Raw genomic sequence first — 26,842 nt, 5'->3', positions numbered from 1 at the left:
CCGTACTTGCAACTACGCAGGCTCGCCACGCAAAAAGGCCTGGGCCCGTTGCGCCATGATGGCTTCGCGGCGGATGAAGTCCGCCACAAAGTCATTCACAGGACGATGATGCAGGCTGTAAGGCGTATCCCACTGGATGATCTTGCCAGCCTGCATCACACCAATACGATCGGCAATCGCAAAGGCTTCAGCCTGATTGTGGGTGACCAGAATCGCGGTAATGCCTGCGCTTTTCAGAATGTCGCGCACCTCAAACGCCAAGCGCTCGCGGGTATCCACATCCAGATTGGAAAACGGTTCATCCAGCAACAGCAGAGAGGGTTTGGGAGCCAAGGCGCGTGCCAAAGCCACGCGCTGCTGCTGGCCACCCGACAATTCATGCGGATAGCGCTGCGCCAAACGGGCCAGATCGACCAGTTCCAGCATTTCCAGTACTCGGGCCTGACGCTGGGCTTTATCCCATTTGCGCAGACCAAAGGCCACGTTTTTTTCTACCGTCAGGTGAGGAAAGAGGGCGTAATCCTGGAACATCATGCCCACATGGCGGTCTTCCGGCGGCACTTGCTGAGACACAGCCGACAAGACACGGCCATTCAACAGAATATGTCCGGCACGCAAAGGCTCGAAACCGGCAATGGCCCGCAAGACCGTGGTCTTGCCACAGCCCGAGGCCCCCAGCAGACAGCCGATTTCCCCTTGGGGCAAATGCAGGCTGAGCTGGTCAACAACCGGCCGAAAACCTTCAGACGTTTCGTAGGACAGGGTAATCGCCTGCAAATCCAGAAAATCGTTCATGATGCGCGTGGGCCAGAGGCCATCAATTGAGTACGTGCCAATAAAATAACGGGGATCAAACCGGCCAGCACAATGGCCAAGGCGGCAACCGCGCCTTCCTCATAAGTCCCACGAGCCGCTTCCGCATACAGCCAGGTTGCCAAGGTCTCGAAATTCATCGGACGCAGCAACAAGGTCGCAGGCAGCTCCTTCATGGCATCAACAAAAATCAGCAAAGCAGCCGCGCCCATGGCGGGGCGCAGCAAGGGCAAGTGCACACGTTTCAGCGTCCCCGCCGGGGTTTCACCCAATAAACGGGAAGCCTGCTCCAGCGATGCCGGGATTCGAGCCAGCCCGGCTTCAATACCGCCAACCGAGATCGCCAGAAAGCGTAGGGTATAAGCCAAAACCAAAGCCAGCGTTGAACCCATCAACAACAAACCCGTCGCCGAAACACCAAACCAGGACATGACTTGATTGTAGAAAGAGTCAAACATGACGAGGGGCGTCAACAGCCCAATCGCCAGTACGGTTCCCGGAATGGCGTATCCCAGACTGCTGACACCTGCCAGAAAACGGGCCAGACGCGGTTTGCGTCCCGAACGTACTGCCCGAGCAGCCCAGGCGACGACCAAGCCACAAGATAGGGTCGCGATAGTGGCCAGCGCTGCGATATACAAGGTGTTCCAGGCGCTGCTCAGCAATTGCGCCGACACACCGCCCGCCAAGCTCACATGCTTGATGGTCTCATTCAACAAATACAGGGAGGGGGCCACAAAGCCCACCAGCACGGGCGCTACACCCAAAGCAATGGCGATACAGGCAGCGGAGCCTTTCAACCGGGTAGGTCGAATGGGTTCGGAACGCTGATTACTGGAATAGGCTTGGCGGCGGCGACCATAACGCTCGATGCTGATCAACGCCGCCACCAGACAGAGCATGGAAACAGCAATTTGCGCGGCACCCGCCAAATCCGAGCGCGTTACCCAGGTGGTGTAAATAGACACCGTCAGGGTCTGCACGCCCAGAAACTCGGAAGCACCAATATCGTTCAGCGTTTCCAGCAAAGCCAGGCTGACACCCACTGCAATCGCGGGGCGGGCCATGGGCAACACGACCCGAAAAAATACGCTGCGGCCCGATTCACCCATAATGCGGGCAGCCTCCAGCAAGCTGGCCGATTGTGTAGCAAACATGGCGCGCGTGCTCAGGTATACATAGGGGTAGAGCACCGAACCCAGCAGAAAAATTGCGCCACCCAAGGAGCGCAGATCTGGCAAACGGAATTCACGCGGGCTGCTATAGCCCAAGACGTAGCGAATGGCAGACTGAATCGGGCCAATCGGATGCAGCAAATCCAGATACGCAAAGGCTACGATATAGGTCGGCACTGCCAGCGGCAGCAACAAAGCCCATTGCAAGACCCGTCGTCCGGGAAACTCGTAGGCGGTAATCAGCCAGGCTGACCCCACTCCCAGACAGCTCACCACCACGCCGACCCCCAGGAGCAGCAGCAAGGTATTGCTCATGGCTTGAGGCAGAACGAACTGGAACAAATGCGACCAGTGCTCAGTCGAGCCGCCTAAGGCGTGGGTCAGCAGGGTAATCACAGGCGCTGCCACGATCAGGGCAATCACAGCGGCAGCCAGGGACCAAAAGGGCAGACGACGAAAAAAGGGCATTATGAAAGGCTAGGTATTACAGGCGCTTAAATGCGCGACGACCGCCGCTCTGATTTCTCAAAGCTGGCGGTCGTAGAAAAAGAGTAGGGCGATTTTAGTTGTCGAAGCCAACTTTATCTACCAGCTCGCTGGCTTGTTTGCGATGTTTGGCGATTTCAGTCAATGGCAACGGATCAATCGTCATGGGGCCGAAGCTGGCCACCACGGGGTCCAGCTCAACACCGGCGCGCACGGGGTATTCGTAGTTGGCCTTGGCATACAGGCTCTGGGCTTTCTCGGAAACCAGGTACTCCAGCAGTTTGACAGCGTTGTCCTTATTAGGAGCGTGCTTGGCCACAGCGGCACCGGAAATATTCACATGTGTGCCACCGCCCTTGGTATCAGCAAAGGTTGGACGCACCACATTGATGGCTTCGCCCCATTTGTAGGCATCGCTACCAGGCTCGGCGTTTTTCATGCGGCCCACGTAGTAGGCGTTGGCAATACCCACATCACAAATGCCGCCCAGAATGTCGCGCGCTACGTCACGGTCACCACCGGCAGCCTTGCGGCCCAGGTTGTCTTTCACGCCACGCAGCCATTGTTCCGTCGCTTCTGCACCATTATGCGCAATCATGGCAGCCACCAAGGCTGTGTTATAGGGGTGCTGGCCGGAGCGAATACACACCTTGCCTTTCCATTTAGGATCGGCGAAATCTTCGTAGTGAATGCTCTTTACATCCACGTCTTTAGCCACATAGGCCACGCGATCGCGCAAGGACAGGGAGTACCACTGTTTGTCGGCACCGCGCAAATTGGCGGGAATGGCGCCGTCCAGAGTGGCGGACTCAACGGGCTGAGTAATTCCGGCTTCCACCAGATCCAGCAGATTACCGATGTCCACCGTCATCAGAATGTCGGCAGGGGACTTGTCGCCTTCGGTTTTCACGCGCTCGATCAGGCCATCTTTCACAAACACGGTATTGACCTTCACGCCTGTGTCTTTGCTGAAGGTTTCCAGCAGGGGAGTAATCAGGCCAGGTTCGCGAGTGGTGTAGAGGTTGACTTCGCCAGAGGCAAAAGCCGCCATCGACATAGTGCCCATAGCGGACAGAAGCAAAGCTTGGGTCAGGGCACGGCTACGAAGAGTAAAGCGCATTATCAACACTCCAAAACAGGCGTAAATAGCGTAAAAATCGGCTGTAAGCCAGAAAATGTGAATGATTATCAAACGTATGCAGGAACTAGGCAAGAGCTATTTGAATGTGGGCCCGTTTCCAGGCTGGAAATCGTCGTACTATCTGTGCCAAAGCAGGAGAATGGCGACTCATGGAACTTAATGGTAAGTCCTGATTGCGATCAAATCGTATTGGTGAATCAGCATGGATTTACCTGGGGAACTCGGTACAATGGACAAATATTTGCTTACTGATCCGGGCAATGTTGCCCCTCTATACGACAACTAACATGGCAGCTTTCAATACCGAACAAGTGCTCAGCGTCCACCACTGGAACGATACCCTGTTCTCATTTACCACCACCCGCGACGCCGCCCTGCGTTTTCATAATGGGCACTTTGTAATGATCGGTCTGGAAGTCGATGGCAAGCCGCTGATGCGCGCTTACAGTATCGCCAGCGCCAACTACGAAGAAAATCTGGAATTTCTCAGCATCAAGGTACAGGACGGTCCATTGACCTCGCGCCTGCAACACCTGAAAGAAGGCGACACCATTCTGGTCAGCCGCAAACCCGTTGGTACGCTGGTAATTGACGACCTGCGCGCAGGCCGCAATCTGTTCCTGTTTGGCACCGGCACCGGTCTGGCTCCTTTCATGAGCATCATCAAGGACCCAGACACCTACGAGCGTTTTGAAAAGGTGGTACTGGTTCACGGCGTGCGTTTTGTCAGCGAACTGGCGTACTCGGATTTCATCCAGAATGAATTGCCGCAGAACGAATACTTTGGTGAAGTGGTACGCGAAAAACTGCTGTATTACCCCACTGTCACCCGCGAAGAGTTCCGCAATACCGGCCGCATTACCGACCTGATCGAGACCGGCAAGCTGTGCGAAGACCTGGGCATTCCTCAACTGGATCCCGCTCAGGATCGCGCCATGTTGTGCGGCAGCCCCGCCATGCTGACCGATATCGGCGCCATGCTCGATAAACGCGGTTTTGAAGTGTCGCCCGGTGTAGGTCAACCCGGTGACTACGTGATTGAACGCGCCTTCGTGGAAAAATAATCACGCCAAGATCTGTTAATTTTAGCTATAGGCGCTTAAACTCTGATAGTACAACACTCATCAGAGGTTTCTTATGACTAAGCAAGTTGTCTTCACCGATGCCGCTCCGGCTGCCGTAGGCCCATACTCTCAGGCCATTATTGCTTCGGGTGGCAAGACAGTATTTCTGTCTGGCCAAATCGGTCTGGAGCCTGCCACAGGCGAACTGGTATCTGAAAATTTTGAAGGTCAGGTACGTCAGGCATTTGCCAACCTGGAAGCTGTGGTCAAAGAAGCTGGCGCTAGCCTGAGCGACATCGTCAAACTGACTTTGTTTTTGACAGATCTGTCCCGATTTGCCAGCGCCAACGCCATCATGGCCGAACTGATTCCCCAGCCTTTCCCCGCACGCTCCACCATCGGTGTGGCCAGCTTGCCCAAAGGCGCTCAGTTCGAGGTCGAGGCTATCCTCAATTTCTAAAGACGTATTGCCATGACCGCAGGTCGGCCTGCGCCTCAGGCCAAACGGGCTGCGCCACGCAAGGCGCTCAGTCTGGACCAGAAGTTTGAAAAGCTCGGCCTACGAGAGCCTGCCGACTTCGTGGTCCATCTTCCTTTGCGCTACGAGGACGAGACTCAGGTCGAGCCCATCGCCCATCTCTACCCTGGCAAGATGGCGCAAATTGAAGGTCGTATTCTTAGTACGGATGTTCAGGCTCGTCCCCGTGCGCAGCTCCATGCCCGTATTGCCGACGAAAGTGGCGAGCTGGCCTTGCGCTGGCTGCACTTTTACCCCAGCCAGCTCAAGCAACTGCAAGGGGATTTGCCACTGCGAGTACGCGGCGAAGTGCGCCAGGGCTTTCATGGCCTGGAAATGGTGCACCCCAAAGTCACCAAAGCCGGCCAACCCCTGGCCCGCGCCTTGACCCCTGTTTACCCCACGACAGATGGCTTGAGCCAGGTACAGCTGCGCAAAGCCATTGCCGATGCGCTCAATAATGCGGACCTGCGCGACACCCTGCCTGAAGAAGTTCGTAGCGAATATGGCCTGATGCCCTTTAACGAGGCTATCCGGCTTTTGCATTACCCACCGCCCGAGCTCAGCTACGACGATTTGTTCGAACACGGCCATCCGGCCTGGAGCCGCATCAAGTTTGATGAATTGCTGGCGCAGCAGTTGTCCCTGGCGCAGGCTCGTGCTGCGCGTCAGGCTCAACGTGCCAAGCCTATGCGTGAAGGCAATAGTGGTCTGGCTAAAGCCTTGCTGGCTTCGTTGCCCTTCAAGTTAACGGCCGCTCAGAAACGCTGCGTCAAGGAAATCAGCGCGGACATGAAGCGCTCGTATCCCATGCACCGGCTGTTGCAGGGAGATGTAGGCAGCGGTAAAACCATTGTGTCGGCCATTGCTGCCGTGCAAGCCATTGCCAGCGGTTTTCAGGTGGCTCTGATGGCACCCACCGAAATTCTGGCCGAGCAGCACTATCTGAAGATGCGCGCCTGGCTGGAGCCGTTGGGCGTCGAGCTGGCCTGGTTAAGCGGCAGTTTGGGCGTCAAGGCCAAACGTTTGGCTTATGAAGCCATCAGCTCCGGACAGGCCAGACTGGCCATCGGCACCCAGGCCCTGATTCAGGACAATGTGCAGTTCCAGCAATTGGGCTTGGTGATTCTGGATGAGCAACACCGCTTTGGTGTTGGCCAGCGTCTGGAGCTGAACCGTAAAGGGGATGCGCAAGACAAGAAAGGTCAGGCTTATTTGCCGCATCAGCTCAATATGAGTGCCACACCTATCCCTCGTACCTTGGCCATGGCTTTTTTCGCGGATCTGGATGTCTCCGCGATTGACGAGTTGCCCCCAGGTCGCAGTCCCATCATTACAAAGCTGGCCGCCGATAATCGCCGTGATGAAATCATGGCGCGCGTCCGGGCTGAAGTTGCCCAAGGTAGACAAGCCTATTGGGTCTGCCCCTTGGTCGAGGAAAGTGAAGCCCTGCAATTGCAAACCGCCGTGGATACCCATGCTGCTCTGGAGCAAGCCTTGGCCCCCTTGCGGGTAGGGCTGATTCATGGCCGCTTGTCTTCCTCGGAGAAAGCCGAGGTCATGGAAGCGTTCCGTAGCGGCAATCTGGACGTGCTGGTGGCGACCACTGTCATTGAAGTCGGTGTAGACGTGCCCAACGCTTCTTTAATGATTATTGAACACGCCGAGCGCTTCGGCCTGGCCCAGCTGCACCAGTTGCGCGGCCGGGTAGGGCGGGGGCAGATTCAGTCCGTCTGCGTCTTGCTGTATCAGGCACCGCTGTCGGCCATTGCCCGCCTGCGCTTGCGCGCCATGTATGAAACCACCGATGGCTTTGAAATTGCCCGCCGCGACCTGGAACAACGCGGCCCGGGCGAGTTCATGGGCATGCGCCAATCCGGGCAGGCAGGCTTGCGTTTTGCCAGCCTGGAGTCCGATGAAGATTTGATCGAGCAGGCCCAAACATTGGCCAGCACCTTTCGCCGTGATTATCCAGACCACGCTCACCACCATTTACAGCGCTGGATGAAGGGCCGGGAAGAATTACTCCGTAGTTAACCCAAGGTCTTAATGCTGTTTTGCACAAGGAATTGTCATGACATTGACCGAGCTGAAATACATCGTTGCCGTAGCACGCGAGCGTCATTTTGGACGTGCTGCCGAAGCCTGCTTTGTGAGCCAACCGACGCTGTCGGTGGCCATCAAGAAGTTGGAAGACGAATTAGGCGTGGTCATCTTCGAGCGTGGCGGGCCCGAAGTGGCTATTACTCCCATCGGGCTGCGCATTGTCACCCAGGCACAGAAAGTCCTGGAAGAGGGTGCCAACCTGCGCGAGATTGCCCGCCAGGGCCACGATCCTTTGGCAGGCCCTTTGCGCGTTGGCATTATTTACACCGTGGCGCCGTACCTGCTGCCCAAGCTCGTTCCCAAGCAGATTGAGCTGACCCCGCAAATGCCACTTTTATTGCAAGAAAACTTTACCGTGCGTCTGCTGGAATTGCTGCGCCAAGGTGAGATTGATTGCGCCATTGTGGCCCTGCCTTTGCCTGAAACAGGCTTGGTTATCCGCGAGCTGTACGACGAGCCTTTTGTGGTGGCCATGCCCCATGAACACGCCTGGGCCAAGCGCAAGGAAATTGATCCCGAACAGCTGAAAGATCAGACCATGCTGCTGCTGGGTGCCGGCCATTGTTTCCGCGACCAGGTGCTGGATGTTTGCCCGGAGCTATCGCGCTTTTCAGCGTCCAGTGAAGGCATACAGCGCACCTTTGAAGGCTCTTCACTGGAAACCATCCGTCATATGGTGGCCACCGGCATCGGTCTGACTGTCCTGCCTGCCAGCTCTCTGACAGCCCCCGGCCAGGCCAACGAACTGCTGGCCTATGTCCCCTTCAAAAAACCCATTCCAGATCGTCGCATTGCCTTGGTCTGGCGCAAAAGTTTTCCACGTACGTCGGCCATTGACGCCTTGACCCGTGGGATCATGGAAAGTGGCTTGGCTGGGGTCAACTACTTAAAAGTCGAATACAACAGCAATTTCCCGTATCCTGAACTAGCGTAAATCGCACACCTACTGCGTGTTATTCTGCTTCAGTACCTATTTAGCCCTCTGTTCAACAGGAGTCCACTATGGCAAAAGCCGTGAAAGCAGTCAGTAAAACCGCCAAGGTCAGCAAGGCCGAAGAAGCCCCGAACACTGATACCAAGGTCGCAGTTGCAGCCGATGTAAAGGCTGAACCAAAACCGGCAGCCGCCAAGGCCCCCGCCAAAAAAGTGACCGCTAAAAAGGCCGTCGCCAAAAAGCCTGCCACCGCAGCCAAAGCTCCCGCCAAGGCGGCTGCTAAACCTGCGGCCAAGCCAGTTGCCAAACCAGCCGCTGCTCGCAAGCCTGCCGCGGCCAAGCCGGTTGCCGCCGCCAAACCCGCTGCTCCTGCCAGCGCCGCCAGCAGCGCTCTGAAAATTGATATCGGTATTTCGACGGCAGACCGTGCTGCTGTAGTTAAAGAGTTGTCCAAGGTACTGGCCGACTCCTACACCGTGTACCTGATGACGCACAACTTCCACTGGAACGTCACCGGCCCTATGTTCAAGACTCTGCATGAGCTGTTCATGACGCAGTACACCGAACTGTGGCAAGCCCTGGATGACATCGCCGAGCGTATCCGCGCCCTGGGTCACTACGCCCCTGGTACCTATGCCGAATTCCAGAAGCTGTCCTCCATCACCCAGCCCGCTTCCGTGCCGGATGCTACCACCATGATCGAACTGCTGGTCAAAGGTAACGAAGCGCTGGCTCGTACGGCACGCACCGCTTTTGACCGTGCCGACTCGGCCGACGACCAGCCTACCGCTGACTTGTTGACCCAGCGTCTGGACGTGCACGAGAAAAATGCATGGATGCTGCGTAGCCTGCTGCAGTAATTTCCATCTTATCGCCCTCAAATAGCGATAAAAAAAGGCCACCAAACGGTGGCCTTTCCTATTCCCCCTATAGAAAACCCTGAATTCAGGCGTCAGGCAGGCATAAAGCCCTGTTATCGGTGTATGCTTTCCTGCATATTCACGGAGGTGTTTTCTATGAAAATTCGTTTCACTCCTGTTGCAGCGGCCATGAGCCTGGCAACGGGTCTGCTCTTGTCCGGTGCTGCTCACGCTGACAACATCCGTATTGCACTGGCCGGTCCTTTCACAGGCTCGGTTACCCAATACGGTGACATGGTCAAACAAGGCGTCGATACGGCCATCGAACAGATCAACGCTGCCGGTGGCGTTCTGGGCAAACAGCTCGAACTGGTCACTGTTGACGATGCCTGCGAACCCAAGCAAGGTCCCGTCGCAGCCAACCGTATCGTGAATGACAAGATCCACTATGTTGTCGGTCACGTTTGTTCGGGCGCTACCATCGCGGCCACCGATATCTACAACAACGAAGGCGTGTTGATGGTGACTCCATCGGCAACAGCACCTGCTGTTACCGACGGCAAAGGCTACGAAATGATCCTGCGCACCATTGGTCGCGACGATCAGCAAGGTCCAGCCGCTGCCAAGTTCATCCTGGAACAGATCAAGCCCACTAAAGTTGCCGTCCTGCACGACAAACAGTCCTACGGCCAAGGTATTGCCGCTTCGGTTCGTTCCGAACTGCAAAAAGCCGGTACCGAAGTTGCCCTGTTTGAAGGCATTAACGCGGGGGACAGCGATTACTCCGCCGTCATCACCAAGCTGAAATCCACCGGCGTGGACTTCGTGTACTTTGGTGGCTACCACCCTGAAATGGGCTTGCTGCTGCGTCAAGCCGCCGAGCAAGGCGTAAAAGTCCACTTCATGGGACCGGAAGGCGTGGGTAACCCCGACATTAACGCCATTGCCGGCAAAGCCGTTGAAGGCATGTTGCTGACCTTGCCTGCGGACTTCTCGCAAGATCCGGACAACCAGGCCATCGTCCAGGCTTTCAAGGACAAGAAGCGCGATCCTAGCGGTGCGTTCCAGCTGTCCGCTTACGCCGCAACTATTGCGATTGCCGAAGGCATCAAGGGCGCTGGCGAGGACGATCCAGTCAAAGTGGCCGACTACCTGCACGCCAACAGCGTGAAAACGCCTATCGGTCAAATCAGCTGGAACAAGCAGGGCGACCTGAACGACTTCAAATTTGACGTCTTCAGCTGGCACGCTGACGGTTCCAAGACCGTCTACGGCAAGTAATCCCTGATTCTTGCTCGTAAAAAAACCGGCCTTCGGGCCGGTTTTTTATTATGTATCGCCTTGGAGCACCTTGCTTCAGGCAGGCTGCTCAGGCCTCGATACGCAAACCCGTATCGCGGTCGAACCAATGCAAAGGGTGGGGTGGCATGTAGCCAATCTGGATAGCCTCGCCAATTTGAATTGGATATTCGCGAGTCTGCTCAATCGGGCAGCGCACGATGATGCGATAGTCGCCACAACCCAGATGCAGCAACTGCTCGGAACCCAGAATTTCCACCATTTCCACCTGCGTAGTCACACCGGGCACATGCAGCTGGATGTGTTCTGGTCGTATGCCCAGGAACACCTTGCGGCCACGCACCGCAGCGGGCACCATTTCCGGGCCAAACTGCACAGGCTGACCATTGTCTTGCGTGATCTGACCTTGTGCATCCACCTCTACTGGCAACAAGTTCATGGGCGGTGAGCCAATGAAAGTGGCCACAAAAACGGAAGCAGGCTTTTCGAATACCTCGGCAGGTGTCCCTATTTGCTCAGGCATGCCCTGATTCATCACAATCATGCGCTCGGCCAAGGTCATGGCTTCAATTTGATCGTGAGTCACATACAGGCTGGTGGTTTTCAGGCGACGATGCAGTTTCTGAATTTCCAGACGCATCTGCACTCGCAGCTTGGCATCCAGATTGGACAGGGGCTCGTCAAACAGGAACACCTTGGGTTCACGCACAATCGCACGGCCCATCGCAACACGCTGACGCTGGCCCCCTGACAGTTGCCCTGGACGACGTTCCAGCAGGGCACCCAATTCCAAGATCGCAGCGGCGGCATTGACCCTTTGCTTGATTTCATCCTTGGAAAACTTACGGATTTTCAAGCCATACGCCATATTGTCAAAGACCGACATATGAGGGTAGAGCGCGTAGTTCTGGAACACCATGGCAATGTCACGTTCAGCCGGTTCCAGATCATTGACGACCTTGCCATCAATCAGTACCTGACCTGCCGTGACAGACTCCAGCCCCGCCACCATACGCATCAGGGTCGATTTACCGCATCCAGAAGGGCCCACAATTACCACGAACTCGCCATCCTTCACGTCCACATCAATGCCGTGAATAACGACCGTCCCGTTCGGGTAGGTTTTCTTGACGCCTTCAAATCGTAAGCTAGCCATTCAATAAAGCCTGTAGAGAATTACTTTTCAGAGTCGATGAGACCTTTGACGAACCACTTTTGCATCAGCATCACCACCAGGGCAGGCGGGATCATGGCCAAAAGGGCCGTTGCCATCACCACGTTCCACTCGGTCACGCTATCACCACCGGAAATCATGCGCCGGATACCAACCACGATCGGGTACATATCCTCTTTGGTGGTAATGATCAGCGGCCACAAATACTGGTTCCAGCCGTAGATAAACTGAATCACAAACAAAGCGGCAATGCTGGTCTTGGACAAGGGCAGCAGAACATCTTTAAAAAACCGCATCGGGCCGGCACCATCAATACGGGCGGCCTCGATCAATTCATCGGGCACCGTCAGAAAGAACTGGCGAAACAGGAAGGTCGCGGTTGCTGAAGCGATCAAGGGCAGGATCAGGCCCCCATAGCTGTCCAGCAACTGCAGGTCCGCCACGACCTTGTACGTGGGCATAATGCGCACTTCCACCGGCAGCATCAGGGTGACGAAAATCATCCAGAAACACAGCATGCGGAACGGGAAGCGGAAATACACCACGGCAAAGGCCGAGAGCATGGAAATAATGATCTTGCCAACCGCGATGCCCAGCGCCATCACCATGCTGACCAGCAACATGCGTCCCACTGGTGGGGAGTTGGTGGCCGTCCCCTGCAAAGCGGTGATGTAGTTCTCTACCATGTGCGAGCCCGGCCAGAGCGACATGGGCGCACGGGCCACTTCCGCGCTGGTCTGGGTGGAAGCCACAAACGTGATGTACAGGGGCAGAGCAATCACGATCACACCCAGGATCAGGGTCAGATGCGTGAAAAAATCAAGAATAGGGCGTCGTTCAACCATGACTATGTTCCTTGCTGCGCATCAGCTGTACGTCACTTTGCGATCAATATAGCGGAACTGAATCACCGTCAGCGCCACAACCACCACCATCAGCACCACAGACTGGGCTGCCGAAGAACCAATATCCAGGCCACGGAAACCCGTGTTGTAGACCCGGTAAACCAGAATCGAGGTGGCTTCACCCGGCCCGCCCTGACTGACCACGTCAATAATGGCGAAGGTGTCAAAGAAGGCATAAATAATGTTCACGACCAGCAGGAAGAAAGTCGTCGGGGCCAGCAAAGGAAACACAATGCCCCAGAAACGGCGCATGGGACCGGCACCATCCATGGCGGCCGCTTCAATCAGGGAGCGCGGGATGGCTTGCAGGCCAGCCAGGAAAAACAGAAAGTTGTAGGAGATCTGCTTCCAGACCGAAGCAATTACCACCAGCAACATGGCGTCATTGCCATTCAAGCGTGGATTCCACTGAATGCCATGCTCCAGCAGGAACACGGCCACAATCCCTACAGAGGGGGAGAACAGGAACAACCACAACACCCCGGCCACCGCCGTTGCCACGGCATAAGGCCAGATCAGCAAGCTGCGATACAGCAGGGCGCCCCGTATCACTCTATTCGCCATCACGGCCAGCACCAAAGCTACGACCAGCCCCAACACCGACACGGCAAGCGAAAATACCGCCGTCGTCTTGAACGAGGCCATATATTCCGCACTACTGAACAGTTCGGCAAAGTTATCCAGGCCTACAAACTGCGAAGACAGGCCAAAGGGGTCTTCCAAATGAAAAGCCTGCCACAGCGCTTGACCGGCAGGCAGAAAAAAGAAGATCAGAGTAATGGCTAGCTGCGGAGCAAGTAGCAAATAGGGCAGTGTCTTATGACGAAAGACGACACGTTTTTCCATAGGTTTGCGCGCAATGGGAAGGGAGCGCCACCATCAGGGTGGACAGACTTCTAATGAAACGAAAAGCGTATGAGCGGCTTGGACAAGATGGTGACAGTTTACCGGCCTGAGGCCAAGACAAGACGCCGTCCGCACACTCATACGCTCGATTGTAAACCACCCGCGCAAGGCGGGCAGGGCTTACTTCACGCTCTTTTCAAAGCGCTCCAGCAGTTCGTTGCCACGACTTTGCATGGCTTTCAAACCTTCTTCAGGGGTGACTTTGCCAGCAAAAATCTGTTCCATCACACCGTCTTCGATGTCACGAATCTGCGGCAAGGAACCCAGGCGAATACCACGCGAGTTCTCGGTGGTGCTGGCGTCCAGCTGTTTGACGGCAACGTCTGCGCCCACGTTCTTGGCGTAGAAATCGGAGTCCTTGGTCTTTTCAAAGCCTGCTTTGGTCACAGGCACATAGCCGGTGTCCTGGTGCCAGGCCGCCGCTTGCTCAGGGCTGGAGATAAAGTGGAAGAATTCGGTCACGCCCTTGTAGACATCATCCGATTTCTTGGCAAAGACCCACAGGGAAGCACCACCAATAATGGAGTTCTGAGGCGCGCCCTGTACATCGCTGTAATAGGGCAGGCTGCTGGTGCCAAATTCAAATTCGCCGGTTTTGATGATGTTGGCGCGGTTACCGCTGGAGCCGGTAAACATGCCGCACTTGCCGCTGGTAAACAGGGCGTTGGCCGTATCACCACGACCGCCGTAGGAGAAGGAACCATCCTTGGACATATTTGCCAGGAAAGTCATGTGCTTCAGGAACAGTGGGTTATCCAGCTGCAGCCGAGCGCTGGGGCCGCCAAAACCGTTGTTCTCGCTGGCAAAGGGGATGTTGTGCCAGGCGGCAAAGTTCTCCAGCAGAATCCAGGAGGGCCAGGAAGAGGTATAGCCACACTCTTGGCCGGACTCACGCAGTTTCTTGGCGGCTTCGTGCAGCTCCTGCCAGGTCTTGGGTGGCTTCTCGGCATCCAGGCCAGCTTTCTTGAAGGCGTCCTTGTTGTAGTACAGCACCGGGGTGGAGCTGTTAAAAGGCATGGAAATCAGCTTGCCTTCGTTGGAGGAGTAGTAACCGGCAACCGCACCCAGAAAGTCATCCGGGTTGATAGGTTTGCCCGCTTTCTCCGACATTTCCTGAACTGGCTGAATGGCGCCCTTGGCGGCCATCATGGTGGCAGTACCCACCTCGAATACTTGCAAAATATCAGGGGCATTACCGGCACGGAAAGCGGCGACACCGGCGTTCATGGACTCGCCATAGTTGCCTTTATACGAGGCTTTAACCTGGTAGTCCGACTGAGATGCGTTAAAGTCTTTGACTAATGCATTAACCCGTTCGCCCAAGGCTCCTTCCATTGAATGCCAGAACTGAATTTCTGTGGCCGCTTGCGCAGTGCCGATAGAAGCAATCAGACCGGCTAGAGACAGAGCAAATAGTTTTGTTCGCATCAGGCTTTCTCCTGTATAAAAGGTGCCGCTAAGGTGTAGCAGGTTTTAAAACTCAAGCTTATGACTTGTTTATGACGCTCTCGTGAATGTATCCATGACAGCGTTATATAAGCAATGACTAATTACCCTCAAACGCTAAGAAAACGTGTCAGAGGACAGATTTTTAATGGGAGCGATGATGAATCCACACGATACCTCTTTTAAGCTGGCGTTTATCGGCGCGGGCAATATGGCCAGTGCCTTGGCGGCTGGTTTAATTGGGAAACGCTGCGGCGGCTCGGACGTTTTGGCGATTGATATTTACCCGCCCGCCCTGGAGTCGTGGGCCCAGCAAGGTGTACAAACCGCGTATGAACCCGGCCCGGCCTTGTCCAAGCAGCGTATTTGGGTTTTTGCCGTCAAGCCCCAGGTCATGAAAGAAACCGTACTGGCCTGCAAACCCTATCTGCAAGAGGACACCCTGGTGATCAGCGTGGCCGCTGGCATTCCGGCAACCGCTCTGGCCCAATGGCTGGGCGAACCCGGCCAGCCGTACCAGCGTGTAATCCGCTGTATGCCCAATACCCCGGCCTTTATTGGTTGTGGCATTACCGGCCTGATGGCCCTGGAACAGGTAGATGAAAGCGATAAAGCCATTGCGCAGCAATTGTTGAAATCCGTGGGGGAAGTGGTCTGGGTTGAAAATGATGCCGCCATTGATGCCGTCACGGCGGTTTCAGGCAGTGGTCCAGCTTACGTGTTTTTGTTTATCGAAGCTTTGATCAAAGCCGGTATCGAGCAAGGTTTGTCGCCAGAACAGGCCCGCCAGCTGTCCCTGGCAACGCTGCACGGCGCCACCCAGTTGGCCACCTTGTCGCCAGAAGAACCTTCGGTCTTGCGCGAGCGCGTCACCTCCAAAGGGGGGACTACGGCAGCCGCCCTGAATGTCTTTAACGAAGGCGGCTTTACACCACTGGTCCAAAAAGCAGTCAATGCTGCCAAAGTGCGTGCCGGAGAGCTGGCCCAAGAGTTTTCCTGATCCCCGGATTACTCCCTATAGCATCGTCAAAAATTGATATAGCGCAATAAAAAAGCAGTAAAACAAAAAGCAGGGGAGTTCTCAAGAGAGCTCCTCTTTTCTTTTATAAACAAGGCTTTTAGTATGCGAGCGTGTTTTGGAAACACCCTGTTAACAATGCCTCGTTATTTTCAAAATAAATAAGCAGGGCGCTAGGGCTTATACGAAGTGACAAGTTTTAGGCAGCTACCCCAAAATGGGTTCCCCTGGAGCATAACAATGCCTATCCAGACCCCAGAATAAGCACTTTCTAAAAAGCAATGCCGGGAACCCCCGGCCTCGGGAGACAGCTGCTATGACCCTTACTCGACGCTTTACCCCCGCTCTGACCGCCTTGGCCACCGTACTGGCCATGGGCACCGCCTATGCGGCGGACACCATCAAAATTGGTATCCCTCAACCCATGACTGGTCCCTCCACCCAATATGGTGACCAAATCCAGGCCGGTGCATTGACCGCAATTGACGCGATTAACGCAGCAGGGGGTGTCAAAGGCAAAAAGCTGGAAGCCGTCCTGATTGACGATGCGTGCGAACCCAAACAGGCGGTGCCTGCAGCCAACCGTGTGGTCAACTCCGGCGCGAAATTCGCCGTGGCCCACGCGTGCTCGGGAACCACGGTGCCTGCCGTGAACATTTACGAGCAGGAAGGCATTGTGGCGATTACTCCCGGTGCGACCTCGCCTCTGGTCACCGACACTATCAAGCCCCATTACTTTTTCCGCACCATTGGTCGTGACGACCAGCAAGGCCCCTTTGCGGCCGACTACATTGCTGACGTCCTCAAGCCCAAGAGCATTGCCGTCCTGCACGACAAGCAGACTTACGGCTCCGGTGTTGCCACGCAAGTGCGTGACGCGCTCAAGAAAAAGAACATGAACATTGTCATGTACGAGGGCATTAACGTCGGTGACAGCGATTACTCGGCCGTAATCACCAAGCTCAAGGGCGTGAACCCCGATCTGATTTATTTCGGTGGTTACCATGCCGAGCTGGGCCTGCTGCTGCGTCAGGCGCGTGAACAAGGCATGACCAACACCTTCATGGGTCCGGAAGGCGTTGCCAACCGCGACCTGGTCGCCATTGCCGGTCCGGCAGTGGAAGGTTTGCTGGTGACCTTGCCAACCGACTTCACCAAGATGCCGGCCAACAAGGACGTGATGGAGAACTTCAGCAAATACAAGCGCAATCCTAACGGGGCCTTTACCTTCCCGGCCTACGCGGCGGTACAAATTATTGCTGACACGATCAATGCGGTAGGCGAAGATTCGGCCAAGGGAGCCGACTACATGCACGCTAATGCGTTCAATACCGCCATTGGCAAGGTAGAATACGACGCCAAGGGTGATTTGAAGCATTTCGAATTTGCCGTTTTCAAGTGGGATAAAGAAGGTAACTTTGATCTAGTTGAGAAATAAGACTGGATTATGTGCCCCCGCTCTTTACGAAGAACGGGGGCATTGCTTTTGGATGCCCACAAAGCCTTAGAACAAAACGACGGACTCAACGGAAAAAAACAAGCATGTCTGATTTACTCCCTCAGATCGTGCAGCAGCTGTTCAATGGATTATCCTTGGGCGCTATTTATGCACTGATCGCCATCGGCTACACAATGGTCTATGGCATTATCGGAATGATTAACTTTGCCCACGGCGAGATCTACATGATCGGTGCCTATGTCGGGCTGGTAACCCTGACTGCGATTGGCGTAGGCTCGGGTCTGCCTATCTGGCTGATCATTCTTATCATGTTGCTGGTTGCCATCCTGGTAACCGCGGTTTACGGCTATGCGATTGAAAAAGTTGCCTATGCGCCGCTGCGTGGCAGCCCTCGGCTGGTCCCGCTGATCTCGGCCATTGGTATGTCCATTTTCTTGCAGAACTGGGTTGCCCTGGGCCAGGGCGCACGCGATATGGCAGTGCCCACATTGCTGTCCGGCTCCTTTCAGTTCAGCCTGGGCGCAGACGGCTTTACCGTCACGGCGCCTTACTCACGCGTCATGATCATTGTCGTGACCGTGGTGCTGATGATCATGCTCAGCCTCTACATCAAGTACTCGCGTCTGGGTCGCGCCTCGCGTGCATGTTCACAAGACTTGCGCATGGCCAACCTGCTGGGTATCGACACCAATAAAATCATCTCCTTTACCTTTGTCATCGGCGCCATGCTGGCTGCCGTGGGCGGCGTGCTGATTGCCACCGCCATTGGCAAGCTGAACCCCTTCATCGGCTTTATTGCCGGTATCAAGGCCTTTACGGCAGCCGTGCTGGGCGGTATTGGCAGCATCCCGGGCGCCATGCTGGGCGGTGTCCTGCTGGGTCTGGCAGAAACCTTTGCCGCTGCCTTTATTTCGTCGCAGTACAAGGACATCGTGGCCTTTTTACTGTTGGTCTTTATCCTGCTGTTCCGCCCAACGGGCCTGCTGGGTAAACCCGAGGTGGAGAAAGTCTGATGATGAACCGCTTTAGCAATGCATTTATCGCCGCTGTCTTGGCAGGCATTATTGTGGCTCCCGTCTTTGGCCTGCAAATTGTGCGCGCCGGGATGAACACCCATCTGGAAAGCGATTGGCAGATCATTCTGATCGGTATGGCACTGGTCTTTGTGGTCCAGCTGATCCGTCCTAACGTCAATCGCACCAAGATACGTGAAAGCCGCTGGACGCTGCCCAAACTGAGCATGCAGCACAAGAAGATCCTGCTGTACATCGTGATCGCTTGTGCCGTGGTCTGGCCCTTTTTTGGTGGTCGTGCTCAGGTGGATATTGCCACCTTGGTGCTGATCTACATCATGCTGGGCCTGGGGCTGAATATCGTGGTGGGCTTTGCCGGCCTGCTGGACCTGGGTTTCGTGGGCTTTTATGCCGTGGGTGCCTACACCTACGCCTTGCTCTATCACTATGCGGGCTGGGGCTTCTGGGAAGCACTGCCATTAGCGGGTGGTATGGCAGCCCTGTTCGGCTTCCTGCTAGGTTTCCCCGTGCTGCGCTTACGCGGCGACTATCTGGCTATCGTCACCCTGGGTTTTGGTGAAATCATTCGCCTCTTGCTCATCAATATGTATGACCTGACCGGCGGCCCGGATGGCATCTCCGGTATCCCCAAGCCAACCGTATTCGGTTTCCCCATGGCACGCCGTGCACCGGAAGGGCAGACCACCTTCCACGACCTGATGGGCTGGACCTTCAGCAACCAGGACGTGGTGGTGTATCTGTACTTGATGGCCCTGGCGCTGGCCCTGATCACCTTGCTGGTTTCCAGCCGTGTGGTGCGCATGCCTATTGGCCGTGCCTGGGAAGCCCTGCGCGAAGACGAGATTGCTTGCCGTTCGCTGGGCCTGAACCCCACTTCCATTAAACTGTCCGCCTTTACCATGGGCGCCATGTTTGCCGGTTTTGGTGGTGCTTTCTTTGCCGCCCGTCAGGGTCTGGTCAACCCGGAGTCCTTCACCTTTATTGAATCCGCCTTGATCCTGGCCATCGTGGTGCTGGGTGGTATGGGTTCACAAATCGGCGTCATTCTGGCTGCTATTGTGCTGACAGTGGTCCCTGAATTGGCCCGAGAGTTCGCGGAGTATCGGATGTTGATTTTTGGTCTGGTCATGGTGGCCATGATGGTTTGGCGTCCACAGGGCCTGCTGCCTGTGCAACGTCCTCATGTGGAGTTGCGTGCATGAGCCCATTACTCCGAGTATCCGATCTGTCGATGCGTTTTGGTGGCTTGCTGGCGGTGGACTCCGTCAGCTTCGATGTGGCTAAAGACGAAGTGTTTGCCATCATCGGCCCCAACGGCGCCGGGAAAACGACGGTATTTAACTGCGTAGGCGGCTTTTACAAGCCCACTTCCGGTTCTGTCACCCTGGAAGACCAACCCATCCACGGCCTGTCCAGCCACAAAGTGGCACAAAAAGGCCTGGTACGTACCTTCCAGAACGTACGTCTGTTCAAGAAGCTGACGGTGCTGGAGAACCTGCTGGTTGCCCAGCACAGCCAGCTCAAGGCCGGCTTTTTGTCCGGTCTGCTGAACCTGTCACGCTACAAGCAATCCGAAAAGGAAGCTAAAGAGCGTGCGGTGACATGGCTGGACTTCATGGGCCTGACCGATATGGCCAACCGTGAAGCGGGCAACCTGGCCTACGGCCACCAGCGCCGCCTGGAAATTGCACGTTGCATGATCACCCAGCCGCGCTTGCTGATGCTGGACGAACCTGCGGCGGGCCTGAACCCCCAAGAAAAACGCGATCTGCAAGCCCTGATCGACCAACTGCGCCGCGAATTTGGCGTGGCCGTCCTGCTGATCGAGCACGATATGAGCCTGGTTATGGGCGTATCAGACCGGATCCTGGTTATGGAATATGGCAAACCCATTGCCACTGGCCTGCCTGAAGAAGTGCGCAATGATCCGCGCGTCATCAAAGCCTATCTGGGGGAAGAATAAGTGCTGAAGCTGGACTCCGTATCTACCCATTACGGCGCTATTCAGGCGCTGGATCAAGTTAGCGTGGACGTGAATCAGGGCGAGATCGTCACCCTGATTGGCGCGAACGGCGCTGGCAAAACCACCTTGCTCATGACCGTTTGCGGCTCGCCCCGAGCCAGCTCGGGCAGCATCAGCTTCATGGGCGAGGACATCACCCACGCCGATACGCACCGCATCATGCGCAAAGGCATCGCCATCTCTCCTGAAGGCCGTCGCGTCTTTCCAGACCTGACCGTGTCGGAAAACCTGAAGATGGGCGGTTTCTTTCTGAACCGCAGCGAGATCGACGAAGGAGAGGAACACGTCTACAAACTGTTCCCCCGCCTGAAAGAACGCGCTGCACAACGAGCAGGAACCATGTCAGGTGGTGAGCAGCAAATGCTGGCCATCGGTCGCGCACTGATGAGCAAACCGTCCTTGCTGCTGCTGGACGAACCTACCTTGGGCCTGGCCCCGCTGATCATCGCCCAGATCTTTGACATCATCCGTACCATTCGAGATGAAGGCGTGACGGTGTTTCTGGTAGAGCAGAACGCCAACAAGGCCCTGCAAGTCGCAGACCGTGGATATGTGCTGGAAACCGGAAAGGTGGTGATGCAGGATACCGGGGCCAATCTACTGGCGAATCCGGATATTCGGAAGGCTTATCTGGGGGCTTAGACAGCCAGCGAATGCAGCCTCAAAGCGGTAGAGCGTCATCGATTTAAAGCACCGCTTTAATTTACGTGCTTGAAAAAAAACCTGAATCGCAGCTTTTGCTGGATTCAGGTTTTTTTTCGGGTGACAAGTCAACACAAGGCCATCCGCACCAGAACTAAAAGCTATCGATATGCTTGCCGTACGCTTCAGGGGAGCAGAACACGACAGCATCCCCTGAAACCTGATATCGCTAGCTGCGAAACGACTTAATCCTTCAACAAGCCTTCGCCGCGCAGTGCCGCCTTCACACCTTCGTTCTGCTCCATACGAGCAAAGAAGGCGTTCAGGTTCTTCATGCCCGACAGGTCCAGCTTCATCAGAGCAGCCCAGCGTAGTACCACGTACAGGTAAGCATCAGCCACGGACAAGGAGCCCGACAAGGTTTCTTTACCTTCCAGGTGCTTGTCGATCACGCCCAGTTGCTTGGTCAGCAAGGCAGCGGTCTTGGCCTTGACCTCGGCCTGAGTTGCTTCCTGATCCGCGTAGCGATGCGTACCGAACACCACACCCACGTTGCGGTGGATTTCGGCGTTGAGGAAGGCCAGCCAACGGCGGGCTTCAAAGCGTTGTTCGATGGTGCTGCCAATCAAATTGGCTTGCGGGTTCTTCTCGTTCAGGTATTCCAGAATGGCGATGCTTTGTGTCAGAACCAGATCACCATCGACCAGAACAGGCACAGCGCCGTTGGGGTTCAGTTTCAGGAATTCTTCTTGCTGCAGTTCGTCACGGCTGACGCGCTGGGATTCAAACGGCTTGCCTATCCACTCCAATGCAATGCGGGTCACCAAAGGACAAGCACCAGTCATGTAATACAGTTTCATAAGCTCTCTTTCCAAAAGTGCGATAAACAAATGGCGCGAGCTTGTCGCGCCACTCCAAAATCATCGAGGCTGCAGGTGGCGAGCCAGGAAACGCTCCATACGTTCGTAAAACTCGAACTTGTTCTCGTCGTTATGGAAGCCGTGGCCTTCGTTATCCTTGACCATGTACTCCACATCCACACCACGCGCTTTCAAAGCGGCAACCATCTGATCACTTTCTGCCTTGTTCACCCGTGGGTCGTGTGCGCCCTGGGCGATAAATAAGGGAGTACGGATCTTGTCGGCGTGCAAAACGGGGGAGTTGGCCTCCAGCAGCTCTTTATCCTTTTCCGGATCACCTACCATGGCGTGCATTTTCACCAGCAAAGGCTTCCAGTACGGCGGGATGGTATTCATGAAGGTCAACAAGTTGGATACACCCACATAGTCCACCGCCGCAGCGTACAAGTCCGGGGTTTTCACGATACCGGCCAAGGTCGCGTATCCACCGTAGCTGGCGCCGTAAATGGCGATGCGCTTGGGGTCAGCAATTTTTTGATCGATCAGCCACTGAACGCCATCGGTAATGTCATCCTGCATGCTCAGGCCCCATTGCTTGAAACCCGCTTCCCAGAACTTGCGTCCATAACCGGTCGAACTACGGAAGTTGATTTGCAAGACGGCGTAGCCACGGTTGGCCAGGAACTGCACCTCGGGGTTAAAGCCCCAGTAATCGCGCGCCCACGGGCCGCCGTGCGGGTTGATGACCACAGGCAGATTACGGCTGGGGACACCCAAAGGCAGGCTCAGGTAGCCGTGAATCTTTATGCCGTCACGTGCCGTAAATTCGATAGGGTGCATGACCGCCATATCGCTTTCCGGCAAGGCACTATTGATTACAGCCAGTTTGTGCAAGCTATTGCTGTCCACATCGTAAAGGTAGCGTGAGCCTGGATTGCGATCGCTGTAGCTGGCCACAATCATTTTCTTTTCATCGCGTGTGATGGACTGAATGCTGATCTCGTAGCCCGGCAATTGGCGGGCGATGGCGGCGTGAATTTTCTCGCTGTGCTCGTCAAAGAAATGCTGACCGGGTTTGTCGGTGTAATAATCCACTGAAGTCAGCACCTGACGCAGGCGAGAATAGCCAGCTCCCATCAGATCGTGATCGGGTAATTCGTAGATTTTTTCTTCTTCATCCGGCTTGGCAGGGTCAATCAAGACCAAGGCCAAGGTGTCACGACCACGGTTGCTCAAGGCGTAGAAGCGCTGATTGTCGGCATGAAAAAAGAGAGGGCTGACTTCCGTGCGGAAGTCCGTTTGCAAAATGCTGCGGAACGGCTCGGAATCGCTGTCGCGATAACGCAGTTCGGAATCCACGCCCGAGATCGAAATCGCCATGCGCACCCGACCTTGGTGGTCTGTGCTCCAGCCCAGCACATCACCGGGGTTCTCGGCCGCCAATGTGCTTTCACCGGTCAGGACATTGACCTTGTAGACGTCGAATACTTCCGGATTACGGCCGTTGTGCGACACCAGAATATGCTCCGGGTCGTCCGGCAAATCGTCCTGCACCCCGGCACGTACGCCTTCCAGCGGCGTCAGGTCCGTGACTTTGCCAGTCAGCACGTTCACCGCCAGAACGTGATAGTTCTCATCGCCATTGACGTCCTTGGCATAAATAACGGTTTCATCGCCTTTCCAGAAGTACTCGGCAATATCGCGCTGATGTTCGGCGGTGACGCGGCGAGCCTCGCCCACAGGCTCACTGCCTTTTAACTCTTGCACAAAGATATTCTGACGGGCGGGGTGACCGTCGATCTTGACGGGCTCCATAAAGCCGATCATGCGCCCCTGATCCGAAATCCGGAAACCGCTACGCTTGGGATTCTGAAAGAAGTCCCGAATGTCGTACAGTGGGGGAGTGGTGCTCGCGACGTTATCCGGTATCAGGGCGTGGGCGCCCAAAGAGAGCAAGAGGGACAAGAGCATAAGCAATAACCTATAAAACAGGGTTATGAGGGTGAGACCAGGGACAAGCCTGTATCAATCCCATTACTATATCGGATGATGGTCCCAAGCAAAGGCAAGAACCCTCTGAAAATAGGGCCAGAATGCCAGGGGCAGCTCAAGGACAAGGACAGGCATGACTTCTTTGACTCGTATCGTTTTTCTGGATAGGGAAACACTGTCAGACAGCGTAGAGCTGCCGCAGGTTCCCTTTAAGCATGAACTGCAAGTTTACGGACGTACCGCTCCCGATCAAGTGGCCGAACGTATTGCCGATGCCGACATTGTCATCAGCAATAAAGTGGCACTCCGCCGCGAGCATTTGCAGGCCGCGCCCAACTTGAAAATGATCGCATTGGCCGCCACGGGTAGCGACAATATTGATCTGGATGCCGCCCGTGAACGCGGCATTGTGGTCAGCAATGTCCGCGACTACGCCGTGCGCAGTGTTCCGGAGCACGTTTTTGCCCTGATCTTTGCCTTGCGCCGCAATATCTGCGCCTACCGCCAGTCCGTCAAGGAAGGCCGCTGGCAAGAAGCCCAGCAGTTCTGTTATTTCGACTATCCCATCCGTGATCTGGCAGGCTCCACCTTAGGGCTGATTGGCTCTGGATCTCTGGGGCAGGCCGTCGCCACCATGGGGCGAGCCCTGGGCATGAAAGTCATCTTTGCTCAACGCCGTGGCCAGACCATCGTCAGCAATGCGGATGACCGCTTGCCCTTTGAGCAAGTGCTGGAGCAAGCCGACGTCCTCTCCCTGCATTGCCCCCTGACTGCTGAAACACAAAACATGCTGGGCATGGCCGAGTTCGAGCGTATGGCCCCACGCCGCCCCTTGCTGATCAATACCGCCCGTGGCGGGCTGATCGACAATCAGGCACTCGAGCACGCCTTGCGGCAGGGCTGGCTGGGTGGTGCAGGCATTGATGTTTGCACGCCCGAGCCGCCACCCGCTGACCATATCCTGATGCGCTTGTTAGACTTACCCAATTACATTTTGACGCCGCATATAGGCTGGGCCAGTCAGGAGGCCATGCAGGCCCTGGCAAACCAGTTGATCGAAAACATTGTTGCTTTCCACCGCGGCCAAGCACGCCATACGCTGTAAATAATGACTGATTTAAGCTCCTACCAAGCCAATTTCTCCCTCGCTGGTCGCTGTGCGCTGGTGACCGGCTCGTCCGCCGGTCTGGGCCTGGAAATCGCCCGTGCCTACGCCGCCCATGGCGCCCATGTGATTTTGCATGGTCGTAAGGCCAGTAAACTCCTGCCTCTTGCCAACGAGCTTGCAGCTGGCGGTGCCCAGGTTGATACCTGGGAACATGATCTGGCCGATCTGGACTCCTTGCCAGACTCCTATCAAGCCCTGTGCCAGCGCGTCGGCACTCCCGATATTCTGGTGAACAATGTGGGCGTGCGACTACGCAGCCGCTTGCAGGATGCCGATTGGGACGATGTGGAACATTTGCTGAATGTAGACCTGCTGGCCACGCTGAAACTGTCCAAGTACGCGGCCCAAGCCATGCTCAAGGCTCAGACCCGGCACGGCCGTATTGTGACCTTGACCTCCATTGCAGGCCCGCTGGCTCGCCCAGGCGACGCTATTTACCCGGTTGCCAAGCAGGGTCTGGCCGGCATGGTACGAGCACTGGCCGTAGAATTTGGCGGGCAGGGCATTACCAGCAATGGCATCGCCCCCGGTACCTTTGCCACGGAAACCAATGCCGCCCTGGCTCAAGACCCCGTCAAAGGTCCTTTAGTGGTTGGCCGCAACCCCTTGGGACGCTGGGCCAAGCCGGACGAAATCCGCGCTGCCGCTGTGTTCCTGGCCTCTCCGGCTGCTTCCTATGTCAATGGCCATATCGTGGTTGTAGACGGCGGTTTCTCCATTACTTTCTGATTGTTCCCTGACCATGCCGCTACCTCGTCCCATCCGCATCGCGATCAATGGCTATGGCCGCATAGGCCGTTGCCTGCTGCGCGCCATTTACGAATCCCCACGACGCCAGGAATTTGATGTCGTGGTCATTAACGAGCCCGCCACCATAGCCACCATGGCGTATCTGACGCGCTTTGATTCGACCCATGGCGTATTTCCGGCCCAGGTAGAGCACAACGAACACGAGCTGATTGTGGGGGATAAGGCCATCCGGGTGCTGCATGAAACCGACCCCAAATCCATAGACTGGGCGGCGCTGGATCTGGACATGCTGATCGAATGCAGTGGCGCCTTTGGCAGTCGAGCCCAGCTGCAGCAATTTCTGGACGCCGGTTGCCCGCGTGTGCTGCTATCCAATCCCGGCAATAGTGCCCAGGACGTGGATTTCACCGCTGTGCTGGGTATTAACCATGAACAGTTGCAAGGCGACGAACGGATTGTCTCCAACGCCTCCTGCACCACCAATGCCATCATCCCGGTTCTGGCGGAACTGGATAAGACTTTCGGCATACGTCACGCCTTTTTAAGCACGCTGCACTCGGTGATGAACGACCAGCCCATGATCGATGGCTACCACAGCAGCGATCTGGCCCGCACCCGTTCCGCCTTGCAATCCATGATTCCAGTCTCTACTGGGCTGGCAACTGGCGTAGAGCGGCTGTTACCGCAATTAAAAGGCAAAGTTCAGGCCAAATCCATACGCGTCCCTATCTTGAACGTGTCGGCCATTGATCTGATGGTCAACCTGGAACGCGACACCAGCCGGGATGAAATCAACCAGTTGTTCCAGAAAGCGGCGCAGCAATGGCCTGGTATTCTGGACTATTCCGATCAGGCCCATGCCTCGATCGACTTCAATCACAATCCACACTCTGCAGTCGTGGACGGCTCGCAAACCCGAACCAATGGGGATGGGCTGGTCAATATGCTGGTCTGGTTTGACAACGAATGGGGGTTTTCCAACCGCATGCTTGATATTGCCTGTGTGTGGGCTGCGCGCTTTATGCGCCAGCCGTGAACACCCCATTTTCAAACTGAACTGTCTTCCGAAT

At 55.7% G+C, this 26,842-nt stretch carries 24 protein-coding genes; 15 read left to right on the top strand and 9 right to left on the bottom strand.

The window, feature by feature from the left end; genetic code table 11:
* Positions 1-12: 12 nt before the first annotated feature.
* From MID00_RS18115 to MID00_RS18105, 3 genes are all read right to left on the bottom strand, one after another.
* Positions 13-795, bottom strand: a complete 783-nt coding sequence (locus MID00_RS18115) for an ABC transporter ATP-binding protein (RefSeq protein WP_035271544.1) — start codon at positions 793-795, stop codon at positions 13-15.
* Positions 792-2,456, bottom strand: a complete 1,665-nt coding sequence (locus MID00_RS18110; protein ID WP_009453931.1) for an iron ABC transporter permease — start codon at positions 2,454-2,456, stop codon at positions 792-794. Before MID00_RS18110 ends, MID00_RS18115 begins: the two co-directional genes overlap by 4 nt.
* 94 nt (positions 2,457-2,550) lie before the next feature.
* Positions 2,551-3,594 (bottom strand): Fe(3+) ABC transporter substrate-binding protein, encoded by a 1,044-nt coding sequence (locus MID00_RS18105; protein WP_009453937.1) that lies wholly within the window; start codon positions 3,592-3,594, stop codon positions 2,551-2,553.
* A 308-nt stretch (positions 3,595-3,902) separates the two neighbouring features.
* Between MID00_RS18105 and MID00_RS18100 the strand changes: the two genes are divergently transcribed.
* The 6 genes from MID00_RS18100 to MID00_RS18075 all read left to right on the top strand — a co-directional run bounded on the left by MID00_RS18100 (position 3,903) and on the right by MID00_RS18075 (position 10,377).
* Complete coding sequence (locus MID00_RS18100; RefSeq protein WP_254499259.1) at positions 3,903-4,679, top strand: ferredoxin--NADP reductase; 777 nt, start codon at positions 3,903-3,905, stop codon at positions 4,677-4,679.
* Positions 4,680-4,752: 73 nt separating this feature from the next.
* A complete protein-coding gene (locus MID00_RS18095; RefSeq protein WP_009453941.1) occupies positions 4,753-5,139 on the top strand; it encodes a Rid family detoxifying hydrolase in 387 nt (128 codons plus the stop codon).
* 12 nt (positions 5,140-5,151) lie between these two features.
* Positions 5,152-7,233: an ATP-dependent DNA helicase RecG gene (gene recG / locus MID00_RS18090; RefSeq protein WP_254499258.1), complete on the top strand. Its 2,082-nt coding sequence runs from the start codon at positions 5,152-5,154 to the stop codon at positions 7,231-7,233.
* A 37-nt stretch (positions 7,234-7,270) separates the two neighbouring features.
* Positions 7,271-8,236 carry a LysR substrate-binding domain-containing protein gene (locus MID00_RS18085; protein ID WP_009453943.1) on the top strand — a complete coding sequence of 322 codons (966 nt, stop codon included), beginning with the start codon at positions 7,271-7,273 and terminating at the stop codon, positions 8,234-8,236.
* A 392-nt stretch (positions 8,237-8,628) separates the two neighbouring features.
* Positions 8,629-9,096 (top strand): Dps family protein, encoded by a 468-nt coding sequence (locus tag MID00_RS18080; protein WP_026482584.1) that lies wholly within the window; start codon positions 8,629-8,631, stop codon positions 9,094-9,096.
* A 156-nt stretch (positions 9,097-9,252) separates the two neighbouring features.
* A complete protein-coding gene (locus MID00_RS18075) occupies positions 9,253-10,377 on the top strand; it encodes a branched-chain amino acid ABC transporter substrate-binding protein (protein ID WP_026482583.1) in 1,125 nt (374 codons plus the stop codon).
* An 88-nt stretch (positions 10,378-10,465) separates the two neighbouring features.
* On the opposite strand, the gene MID00_RS18070 is transcribed toward MID00_RS18075, so the two are convergent.
* From MID00_RS18070 to ugpB, 4 genes are all read right to left on the bottom strand, one after another.
* Positions 10,466-11,551, bottom strand: a complete 1,086-nt coding sequence (locus tag MID00_RS18070; protein ID WP_021446598.1) for a sn-glycerol-3-phosphate import ATP-binding protein UgpC — start codon at positions 11,549-11,551, stop codon at positions 10,466-10,468.
* Between the two features lie 20 nt (positions 11,552-11,571).
* Positions 11,572-12,414 (bottom strand): sn-glycerol-3-phosphate ABC transporter permease UgpE, encoded by an 843-nt coding sequence (ugpE, locus tag MID00_RS18065; protein ID WP_254499257.1) that lies wholly within the window; start codon positions 12,412-12,414, stop codon positions 11,572-11,574.
* Positions 12,415-12,435: 21 nt separating this feature from the next.
* Positions 12,436-13,320 carry a sn-glycerol-3-phosphate ABC transporter permease UgpA gene (gene ugpA, locus MID00_RS18060; protein WP_060185066.1) on the bottom strand — a complete coding sequence of 295 codons (885 nt, stop codon included), beginning with the start codon at positions 13,318-13,320 and terminating at the stop codon, positions 12,436-12,438.
* Between the two features lie 180 nt (positions 13,321-13,500).
* Positions 13,501-14,808, bottom strand: coding sequence for a sn-glycerol-3-phosphate ABC transporter substrate-binding protein UgpB (ugpB, locus tag MID00_RS18055; protein ID WP_009453953.1), 1,308 nt, complete (start codon positions 14,806-14,808; stop codon positions 13,501-13,503).
* A gap of 178 nt (positions 14,809-14,986) precedes the next feature.
* On the opposite strand from ugpB, the gene proC reads away from it, so the two are divergent.
* The 6 genes from proC to MID00_RS18025 all read left to right on the top strand — a co-directional run bounded on the left by proC (position 14,987) and on the right by MID00_RS18025 (position 21,002).
* Positions 14,987-15,826: a pyrroline-5-carboxylate reductase gene (gene proC, locus MID00_RS18050; RefSeq protein WP_254499256.1), complete on the top strand. Its 840-nt coding sequence runs from the start codon at positions 14,987-14,989 to the stop codon at positions 15,824-15,826.
* 334 nt (positions 15,827-16,160) lie between these two features.
* On the top strand, positions 16,161-17,282 hold the full coding sequence (locus tag MID00_RS18045) for a high-affinity branched-chain amino acid ABC transporter substrate-binding protein (protein ID WP_035271556.1): 1,122 nt from the start codon (positions 16,161-16,163) through the stop codon (positions 17,280-17,282).
* Positions 17,283-17,386: 104 nt separating this feature from the next.
* Positions 17,387-18,316 carry a high-affinity branched-chain amino acid ABC transporter permease LivH gene (gene livH, locus MID00_RS18040; RefSeq protein ID WP_009453959.1) on the top strand — a complete coding sequence of 310 codons (930 nt, stop codon included), beginning with the start codon at positions 17,387-17,389 and terminating at the stop codon, positions 18,314-18,316.
* Entirely contained in the window at positions 18,316-19,539 is a 1,224-nt protein-coding gene (gene livM / locus MID00_RS18035; protein WP_115633651.1) for a high-affinity branched-chain amino acid ABC transporter permease LivM, read from the top strand. Before livH ends, livM begins: the two co-directional genes overlap by 1 nt.
* Positions 19,536-20,300 carry a high-affinity branched-chain amino acid ABC transporter ATP-binding protein LivG gene (livG, locus tag MID00_RS18030; RefSeq protein ID WP_035271558.1) on the top strand — a complete coding sequence of 255 codons (765 nt, stop codon included), beginning with the start codon at positions 19,536-19,538 and terminating at the stop codon, positions 20,298-20,300. Before livM ends, livG begins: the two co-directional genes overlap by 4 nt.
* Positions 20,301-21,002 carry an ABC transporter ATP-binding protein gene (locus MID00_RS18025; RefSeq protein ID WP_009453966.1) on the top strand — a complete coding sequence of 234 codons (702 nt, stop codon included), beginning with the start codon at positions 20,301-20,303 and terminating at the stop codon, positions 21,000-21,002. It abuts the gene before it with no gap.
* A gap of 245 nt (positions 21,003-21,247) precedes the next feature.
* Here MID00_RS18025 and MID00_RS18020 read toward each other — a convergent pair whose 3' ends face one another.
* Both MID00_RS18020 and MID00_RS18015 read right to left on the bottom strand, forming a co-directional pair.
* Positions 21,248-21,862: a glutathione S-transferase family protein gene (locus tag MID00_RS18020; protein ID WP_060185070.1), complete on the bottom strand. Its 615-nt coding sequence runs from the start codon at positions 21,860-21,862 to the stop codon at positions 21,248-21,250.
* A 60-nt stretch (positions 21,863-21,922) separates the two neighbouring features.
* Positions 21,923-23,833, bottom strand: a complete 1,911-nt coding sequence (locus MID00_RS18015) for a S9 family peptidase (protein ID WP_254499254.1) — start codon at positions 23,831-23,833, stop codon at positions 21,923-21,925.
* A 154-nt stretch (positions 23,834-23,987) separates the two neighbouring features.
* Between MID00_RS18015 and MID00_RS18010 the strand changes: the two genes are divergently transcribed.
* Genes MID00_RS18010 through MID00_RS18000 form a run of 3 tightly spaced genes read left to right on the top strand, consistent with a single transcriptional unit; the run spans position 23,988 to position 26,808 of the window.
* Positions 23,988-24,959: a D-2-hydroxyacid dehydrogenase gene (locus tag MID00_RS18010; RefSeq protein ID WP_254499253.1), complete on the top strand. Its 972-nt coding sequence runs from the start codon at positions 23,988-23,990 to the stop codon at positions 24,957-24,959.
* 3 nt (positions 24,960-24,962) lie between these two features.
* Positions 24,963-25,751 carry an SDR family oxidoreductase gene (locus MID00_RS18005; RefSeq protein ID WP_021446592.1) on the top strand — a complete coding sequence of 263 codons (789 nt, stop codon included), beginning with the start codon at positions 24,963-24,965 and terminating at the stop codon, positions 25,749-25,751.
* 13 nt (positions 25,752-25,764) lie between these two features.
* The gene (locus MID00_RS18000) at positions 25,765-26,808 is read left to right on the top strand and encodes a type I glyceraldehyde-3-phosphate dehydrogenase (RefSeq protein ID WP_009453973.1); all 1,044 of its coding nucleotides are present in this window, start codon (positions 25,765-25,767) and stop codon (positions 26,806-26,808) included.
* Positions 26,809-26,842 lie beyond the last annotated feature (34 nt).

The organism is Alcaligenes sp. NLF5-7, assembly GCF_024266725.1.
GTDB lineage: Bacteria > Pseudomonadota > Gammaproteobacteria > Burkholderiales > Burkholderiaceae_B > Alcaligenes > Alcaligenes phenolicus.
This window is presented reverse-complemented; position numbering and strand designations above follow the sequence as displayed.